Origin of the sequence: Catenulispora pinistramenti (genome assembly GCF_018274385.1) — a bacterium.
GTDB lineage: Bacteria > Actinomycetota > Actinomycetes > Streptomycetales > Catenulisporaceae > Catenulispora > Catenulispora pinistramenti.
In genome coordinates this window covers 25,241-31,761 of record NZ_JAAFYZ010000113.1, presented here as the reverse complement: position 1 = coordinate 31,761, position 6,521 = coordinate 25,241, and the positions used below count along the sequence as shown (strand labels likewise).

Here is a 6,521-nt window from a genome sequence, read left to right as displayed (position 1 = left end):
CCTGAGGTTGCCGAGGCCCGCCGGAGGCCCGGCCCTTCACCACAGCCCTTGACCTTGCACTGGCTTACTGGAGTTGAAGAGGCCTGAGGTGAGGCGGGGTTGTGAACGCGAAAACCGGCAGCCGACATACAAGCTCGCCGACCCGAACCCCGAACCGGCTCAACTATGACCGAAGGCCGTAAAAAGCTTTGAAACCCACAGCCCAACAGCGACTCGCGCTCCCGAACCCGAGCTCAAGCCCGAACCCGAGCTCAAGCCCGAACCCGAACCCGAACATCCTCTAGCTAGATAGGCATGTCCAACCTGCCCGCAGCCAGCTCGGACCGAACCAGCTCCAGCAACCTGCCCATCCAGTTCCGCCCATCACGGCCGTGCTGGCCCCAGAAGCTCGAGCCGCCTTCGTGGTAGATCAGGCGGGTGGCGCCAGTGGCCAGCAGTATCTCGGCGTAGTCGGGGTGCTGCTGGAACTTCGCGCGCAGGAGGCGGGTCATGATGGCGACGCGTGCCTGGGGCCAGTTCTCGTGGCGGGCAGAGTCCTCGGCGATCTTGCGGGCGTCGTAGGTTCGGTCGGCGGCGCGGATTTCGGCGCGGCGTTGCTCGTCGGTGACTGCCAGGGCCCAGTAGGCGTGGGTGACCGTGGGGTAGGTGCGGTCGCCGATGAGGATCGGTGCCGGGCACTCGTTGCGGAGGGCCATTTTGCCGGGGTCCTCGGGCCAGCCCCGGGGGAAGACTCGCTCCTCGATGACGATGCTGGTCTCGACCGGTTCGGTGGGGCCGTCTGCGGGCTTCTTGTCCGCGTAGTCCTGGCGTGCTTGTTCGCGTTTTGCGAAGTACTCCAGGGCCCAGGCGAGGGTCTCCTCGGTGACGTCCAGTGCCTCCCCGTTCCACAGTTCGATCTGGCTGCCCGGCCCGTATACGAGTGCCTTCAGCGGATGGTCCTTGTTGTCCATGTCGCCGAGGGCGTAGTGGCGTAGGTGCTCGGGGATGGCCTCGTAGGCTTCGCGGGCGGCGGCTCTGTTCGGTTCGGTGGGTTCCGCGAGGAAGATGTCGAGGGCGGCGAGGCAGCGGGCGGTGGAGTTCGGGCGGTGGTTGAGGTCGTCGACTGTGTCGCGGACCTCGCCGAGCAGCATTTCGGGGGTCAGGTAGAAGTGCGGCTCGGCCGCCTTCCAGGAGCCCAGGTGGTGGGCCGATACGCGGGTGCCCTCCGGCACGTCGGTCACGACCCATTTGGACGCCAGCTTGTCGGCGAAGCCCTCCAGCGTCTCCAGACCCCAGCAGTCGACCATGCCGTCGGCGTAGATCAGCAGGTCGGTGAGGAAGTAGCTGCCGCCGTTGCGGATGAACGCGGGGCGCCAGGTGCCCACGATGCGCTCGCCGTCCACGTCGCGCCAGGTTGCATTGTGTATCGCCACGGGCGTCAGGCTACTGAGCGGGGTCGGTGTGGGGCGACTGGGTTAGTGGTGGGTGTCATCGCTCGTTCTGTTGGCGCGCCTCCTCGAATACCTGCACCGCGATCTGGTGGCCCTCGAACGCGCGGGCGGCGCCGGCGTAGGCCTCGATGTGGATGAACGTCTCGACGAGCTCCTCGGGGCTGACCCCGTTGTTCAGAGCGATGCGCAGCTGGCCGCGCAGTGGTTCCAAAGTGCCCAGGACGGCGGCGATCGTCACCGAGACCAGGGCCCGGGTGCGGACGTCGAGCACGTCGGTGCGGGTCCAGGCGTCGCCGAAGGTGTGCAGGGTCGCCAGGCGGGTGAAGTCCGCGCTGTTGGCGGGTTCGGCGGGGCCGGGTTCCAGGAACGGCTCCAGGCGCCGGCCTAGTAGCTGCGCGGCGGTTTCCAGGGCGGTGGAGTAGTCGTGGTCGGGCATAGCCGTTTCCTTTCGAGTATCAGGCTCGCGGGCTGTGCTGCAGGTCAGGAACAACGGGGCCGGGCCCTATGGGGCCGGGGCGACGCCGCCTTCTGGGATTGCGCCTGACGGGAAAAGGGTTTGAGCAGGGTGGCGTACCGCTGTTAGCGTCACCACCGGCCGTGAAGTCGTCGTAAGGAGGTGAGACCCGTGAACACAGTCACCCACGGGTGCTCCCCCCGTCGTCCACGGTCCGGCGGCTGACGTTCGGCGTCGCCGGGAGCGCCTGAGAATCAGGACTCCCGGAAGGAGACTCCGATGAAGAACAAGAACGGCATCGAAGTCGAGGGCAAAGTCATCGAGTGCCTGCGCAGCGCCATGTTCACCGTGGAGCTGGAGAACGGGCACCGGGTCCTCGCGCACATCAGCGGCAAGGTCCGCAAGAACTACATCCGGATCAACCTGGAAGACCGGGTGCTGGTGGAGCTGACGCCGTACGACCTGACGCGCGGGCGCATCGTGTTCCGCTACCGGAACTAGCGCGGTCGGTGCGTGTCGCGGTAGCTGAGGGTGAGCCTCGGTCACGACGTCCGGTGTGACCGGGGCTTGTCCGTGGTTGTGGCTGTGGTTGTAGCCGTGTCCGTGGCTGCGGACCGTGCGCCGCGCCGCCGTCCCCGACGCTCCGCCGCGAGCTCCGCCTTGACCTGCTTGGCGCGGTCGGGGGCGCGGCGCGAGGTGATGATCCGGCGGGCGCTGAGACTGTACTTGGCGGTCTTCACCATCGGGCCGCCGGCGACCGCGCCGGCGGTGGCGGCGACGGCCGAGACGTCGTCGGTGAGCGCCTGGATGTTGTCGGTGATGGCGGCGACCTTCACCATGCCCTCGTTGCCGGTCTTCGCGGCCTGCTCCGCCTGTTCGAGCAGCGGGAGCGCGGCGGCGGTCAGCGTGGTCAGCGTGCCCTTGACGGTCAGCAGCAGCTCGGTGACCCGCACCAGGACCAGCGCCAGGAAGCAGGCGCCGACCACCACGGAGACCGCGAAGACCAGGCCGACGACCTGGGAACCGGACATCTCGAAACTCCCGTCACCGCCAGCCGCCGAAAGGGCTTGGGACTGTAGAGGCTAGCGTCTGAACGGCTCGTGGACTGCCAACCTCTGGATGATCGGCGTGTCGGGGCGGCGGGGTGCCGCCGTGGTGGCCCGGCAAGCCGTCACTCTTCCGTAAGACCGATATGCCGGATTTCGGCGCGCCCGGAGCGACCGCGCTCCCTAGCCTGGCACTCATGAAGGCGTTCCCCTCCAAACTCCGGAGTCCCAGGTTGACCAGCCAGCTCGGGGTCTGGCTGGGCGCCATGTTCGGGGTCTGTTTCCTCACCGGCTTCATCAGCCACGAGATCCAGCACCCCGCCTCGTGGTTCTGGTGGCCGGCCAGTCCGGTGTGGCTGTACCGGGTCACCCAGGGCACGCACATCGCGACCGGCCTGGCCTCGATCCCGCTGCTGGCGGCCAAGCTCTGGTCGGTCTTCCCGCGGCTGCTGAACCTGCCGACGGTCAAGAAGTGGACGCGGGTCAAGGACTGGGCCCAGCTGATCGAGCGGATCAGCGTCGTCGTCCTGGTGGCGGCGGCCATCGTGCAGGTCGCCTCCGGCGTGCTGAACATCGCCCGCTGGTACTCGGCGATGGGCTTCTTCTTCACCGACCTGCACTACTGGACCGCCTGGATCGCGGTCGGCGCGCTGCTGGTGCACATCGGCGTGAAGCTGCCGGTGGCCCGGCGCGCGCTGTCGGCCCCGGTGCGTCCGCTGCGCCAGCCGCCGACCGGCCTGACCCGCCGCGGCCTGCTCGGCGCGGTCGCCGCGACGTCGGCGGTGGTGACGGTGGCGACCGTGGGGGAGACGCTGCGTCCGCTGGCCGGGGTCTCAGTGCTCGCCGACCGAGACCCGCGGGTCGGGCCGCAGGGGCTGCCGGTGAACGCCTCGGCCACCGAGGCCGGCGTCCGGACCGTGGCCGCGGATCCCGGCTGGCGGCTGGAAGTGGTCGGGCCGGCGCGGACCGTTCAGCTGAGCATGGCGGATCTGGCCGCGATGACGCAGACCACTGCCACGCTGCCGATCGCCTGCGTCGAAGGCTGGAGCTCGGCCGCCTCCTGGACCGGGGTGCCGCTGCGTGACCTGGTGAAGATGGTCGGCGGCGACAGCGGTAGCCAGGTCACGGTCGTCTCGCTGCAACAGGGCAGCCGGTACGCCAGTTCGGTCGTCGATCCGCCGCACGCGCACCACCCCCACACGCTGATCGCCCTGCGGCTGCGCGGCGAACCGCTGCACATCGACCACGGCTATCCGTGCCGCCTGATCGCCCCCGACCGGCCCGGGGTCCTGCAGACCAAGTGGCTGGGCCGCCTGGTCGTCGGGAGCGCCGCGTGAACGACGTGAACGACGTGAACGACATGAAGGGCACGAAGGGCGTGAAGACTGCGAAGGGCATGAAGACCGAGAAGGGCTTGAAGGGCTGGAAGGGCTTGAAGAACAAGCCTGATATGAGCGGCACCGCCTGGGCCCGACGCGGGTTCGTCCTCGCCGGGCTGGCGATGATCGGGTTCGCGCTGTTCGGCGGGGGAGCGCCGGAGCTGAGCACGTCGCCGTACCTGAAGTTCGTGGCCGAGGTGACGCTCGGCGTCCTGGTGCTGGTCCTGCCGCTGTCGCTGGCCGTCGGGTGGCTGATCGGCAAGGTCGTGCCGGTCGTCGTGCGGCCGATCGTGCAGGGCGCCTGCCTGGCGACCGCGCTGATCGTGATGATCGCGCTGCCCTCGGTCCTGGGCTACGGCCGCGACGCCACCTTGCCCTCGGCCCTGCCCCGTAACTACGCCACCGGCCTGTGGACCGTGCTCGCCGTCGTCTGGGCGGGCGCGGCCACGCTGATCGTCGTACGGATCGTGCGACGCCGAACCCCGAAGGAGCCCACGAGATGAGCGAACAGCAGCCTGTCGACGTCTTCGCCGCCGACGAACTCGGCGACGGTGACGCCAAGACGATCCCGGCGAAGGCCGCCGGATGGTCGGATGCCATCACCGTCTTCCGCGACGGCGATGCCTACTACGCCCTGGACGACACCTGCCCGCATGAGAAGGCCTCGCTGGGCGAGGGGTGGTTGGAGGACGGCGAGATCGAGTGCCCGCTGCACCAGAGCCGGTTCAGTCTGAAGACCGGGGCCGTCACCTGCCTGCCGGCGACCCGGAACGCGCGGACGCATCAGGTCGAGGTGATTGACGGCCGGGTGTGGCTGACGCCGGGGCAGTCGCCGGTCGACGCCGGATGAGCGGCGTGAGCTCTGAGTCGGGGCCCGTGCCCAATCACGTGGCGGTCATCGGTGCGGGCCTGGCGGCGGTCAGCCTGTGCGCGGCACTGCGCGCCGGCGGCTTCACCGGTCGGCTGACCATGGTCGGCGACGAACCCTGCCACCCCTACGACCGGCCGCCGCTGAGCAAGCAGTTCCTGGCCGGGGAGAGCGACGCGGCCCAGATCTCGTTGCAGCCGGCCGAGTGGTATCTGGCGCAGGGGATCGACGTGCGGTTGGGCGTCCCGGTCGCGGCGTTCGACGCCGGGACCGGACGCGTGGAACTCGCCAACGGCTCGGCGCTCGTCGCCGACGTGCTCGTGCTGGCCACCGGCGGCCGGGCCCGGCGGCTGACGGTACCGGGCGGGCAGAGCGCCACGGTGCTGCGCACCCGCGCCGACGCCGAGGCGCTGCGCGACCGGCTGTCGCCCGGCGTCCGGGTCCTGATCGCCGGGGCCGGGCTGATCGGCGCGGAAGTCGCGGCCACGGCGACGCGGCACGGCTGCCACGTGACGCTCGTGGATCCGAGCCCGCTGCCGATGGAACATGCGATCGGGCCGCATGCCGCTCGTGCGCTGCACGCTCAGCATGCGGCGCACGGGGTCACGGTCGTGTCCGGCGGGGTCCGCGCCATCGAGCCGGGCCGGGTGGCGCTGTCCACCGGTGCGAGCGTGTCCGCGGATACGGATACGGATGCGGATGCGGTTGTGGACGGGGACCGGGATGTGGATGTGGACGTGGTCGTCGCGGGCATCGGCATCGTGCCGAACGTCGAGCTGGCCGAGGACGCCGGGCTCGACGTCGACAACGGGGTCCTGGTCGACAGCGAGATGCGGACCACCAGCGCACCCAACGTCTACGCCATCGGCGATATCGCGCGCGTCTCGGGCACTCCGCACCGCTCAGAACACTGGGACAACGCCCGCCGCACCGCCGAGAGTGCGGCGCGCGCCATCCTCGGTCAGCCCCCGGAACCGCGCCGCGCGCCGTGGTTCTGGACCGACCGCTACGGCACGCACCTGGAGATGGCAGGGCTCTACGATCCGGACGCCGAGGCCGTGGCGCGCGGCGACATCGAGGGCGGCGCCGGGTCGGTGTTCTACGTCCGCGACCGGCTCTGCGTCGGTGCCGTCTCGCTGGACCGGCCGCTCGACATCCGGGCCGCGCAGCGCCTGATCGACCGCCGGATTCCGCTCGATACGGCGAGGTTGGCGGATGAGGGGGTGGATCTGCACAGGTTGCTGGTCGCCCGCGCGTAGCGGCGGTGAGTTCGTAACTCAGTATTCGAACACATGCCGGCTTGGTCCGCCGGTCCTCTCCTGTTCTCCAATCATTCAACCGTTG

Annotated in this window: 8 protein-coding genes; 5 read left to right on the top strand and 3 right to left on the bottom strand. The window is 69.7% G+C overall.

Annotated elements, in window-relative coordinates:
- Window positions 1–284: 284 nt before the first annotated feature.
- Window positions 285–1,412 carry an NADAR family protein gene (locus tag KGQ19_RS52105; RefSeq protein ID WP_212014207.1) on the bottom strand — a complete coding sequence of 376 codons (1,128 nt, stop codon included), beginning with the start codon at window positions 1,410–1,412 and terminating at the stop codon, window positions 285–287.
- Between the two features lie 55 nt (window positions 1,413–1,467).
- Window positions 1,468–1,866, bottom strand: a complete 399-nt coding sequence (locus KGQ19_RS28160; protein ID WP_212014205.1) for a carboxymuconolactone decarboxylase family protein — start codon at window positions 1,864–1,866, stop codon at window positions 1,468–1,470.
- A gap of 297 nt (window positions 1,867–2,163) precedes the next feature.
- Here KGQ19_RS28160 and infA point away from each other — a divergent pair, with 297 nt between their 5' ends.
- Window positions 2,164–2,385: a translation initiation factor IF-1 gene (infA, locus tag KGQ19_RS28155; protein ID WP_212014203.1), complete on the top strand. Its 222-nt coding sequence runs from the start codon at window positions 2,164–2,166 to the stop codon at window positions 2,383–2,385.
- Between the two features lie 41 nt (window positions 2,386–2,426).
- Here infA and KGQ19_RS28150 read toward each other — a convergent pair whose 3' ends face one another.
- Window positions 2,427–2,915: a hypothetical protein gene (locus KGQ19_RS28150; protein WP_212014201.1), complete on the bottom strand. Its 489-nt coding sequence runs from the start codon at window positions 2,913–2,915 to the stop codon at window positions 2,427–2,429.
- Between the two features lie 212 nt (window positions 2,916–3,127).
- On the opposite strand from KGQ19_RS28150, the gene KGQ19_RS28145 reads away from it, so the two are divergent.
- From KGQ19_RS28145 to KGQ19_RS28130, 4 genes are read left to right on the top strand one after another with little or no spacing between them, the layout of a single operon-like run.
- Window positions 3,128–4,267, top strand: coding sequence for a molybdopterin-dependent oxidoreductase (locus KGQ19_RS28145; protein WP_230419559.1), 1,140 nt, complete (start codon window positions 3,128–3,130; stop codon window positions 4,265–4,267).
- Window positions 4,264–4,812: a hypothetical protein gene (locus KGQ19_RS28140; protein WP_212014191.1), complete on the top strand. Its 549-nt coding sequence runs from the start codon at window positions 4,264–4,266 to the stop codon at window positions 4,810–4,812. Before KGQ19_RS28145 ends, KGQ19_RS28140 begins: the two co-directional genes overlap by 4 nt.
- Window positions 4,809–5,159: a non-heme iron oxygenase ferredoxin subunit gene (locus KGQ19_RS28135; protein ID WP_212014189.1), complete on the top strand. Its 351-nt coding sequence runs from the start codon at window positions 4,809–4,811 to the stop codon at window positions 5,157–5,159. Before KGQ19_RS28140 ends, KGQ19_RS28135 begins: the two co-directional genes overlap by 4 nt.
- 26 nt (window positions 5,160–5,185) lie before the next feature.
- Window positions 5,186–6,436, top strand: coding sequence for an NAD(P)/FAD-dependent oxidoreductase (locus KGQ19_RS28130; RefSeq protein ID WP_212014187.1), 1,251 nt, complete (start codon window positions 5,186–5,188; stop codon window positions 6,434–6,436).
- The last annotated feature ends 85 nt before the right edge of the window (window positions 6,437–6,521 follow it).